Annotated in this window: 1 protein-coding gene and 1 pseudogene; both read left to right on the plus strand. The window is 68.9% G+C overall.

Features of this window, described 5'->3' with window-relative positions; translation table 11 throughout:
* The coding region (locus tag AC1DWF_RS32860; protein ID WP_476842701.1) for a transglutaminase-like domain-containing protein at positions 1-556 on the plus strand (556 nt) is incomplete at its 5' end.
* Between the two features lie 33 nt (positions 557-589).
* Positions 590-927: pseudogene (locus AC1DWF_RS32865) on the plus strand (transglutaminase family protein); the annotation flags it as partial.

Consider the following 927-nt stretch of genomic DNA (forward strand, 5'->3'; position numbering starts at 1 on the left):
CGACGTCGACGACATGGCCGACCTCGCCCGCTCGATCGAGCGGCAATATCCCGATCCCGACCGGGAGGTGGATCGCTGGGCGCGCCAGTTCCTGCGGCGCGACGGCACCACCCGCACGCGCGACCTGCTGACCGGCATGACCAACGCGATCCGCGAGCGCTTCACCTACATCGGCCGCCCGGAGCGCGGCGTGCAGACGCCGATGCAGACGCTCGTCAAGAACAGTGGCACCTGCCGCGACTTCGCSGTGCTGATGATCGAGGCGGTCCGCTCGCTCGGCATCGCCGCACGTTTCGTCTCCGGCTACCTCTACGTGCCCGAGCGCGGCGGCCGGGTCGGCGGCGGGTCCACCCATGCCTGGCTGCGGGTCTACCTGCCCGGCGCCGGCTGGGTCGAGCTCGACCCCACCAACGGCATCGTCGGCAATCGCGACCTGATCCGCGTGGCCGTCACGCGCGATCACCGCCACGCCCTCCCCTTGCACGGCACCTGGACCGGATTCCCCTCCGACAACCTGGGCATGACCGTTGAAGTTAATGTCACGGCTGCCGACTGAGCGCGCCGCCCGCCCCCTTCAAGGAACTTTTCCATGCAGATCTCCGCCGGCTGCCAGATCACCTACGACTGCCCGCAACCCACGCCGATGCTGCTGATGGTCAGCCCGCATCCCTCGCGTGAGCCGGACCTGATCGGTCCTTCGGAACTGTCCTTCGACCCACCTATTCCGTGGCACGGCTACACCGACGGCTTCGGCAACCGCTGCACGCGCATCGTGGCGCCGGCCGGGCGATCGACCATCTCGACACGCCTCGCGATCCAGGACCCCGGCACGACCGACGTGTACGCCCCCGCGGCCTGGCAACGGCGGGTCGAAGAGCTGCCCGACGAGATGCTGATCTACCTGCTGGGCAGCCGCTATTGCGATAC

Source organism: Aminobacter sp. P4_D5 (assembly GCF_056401815.1).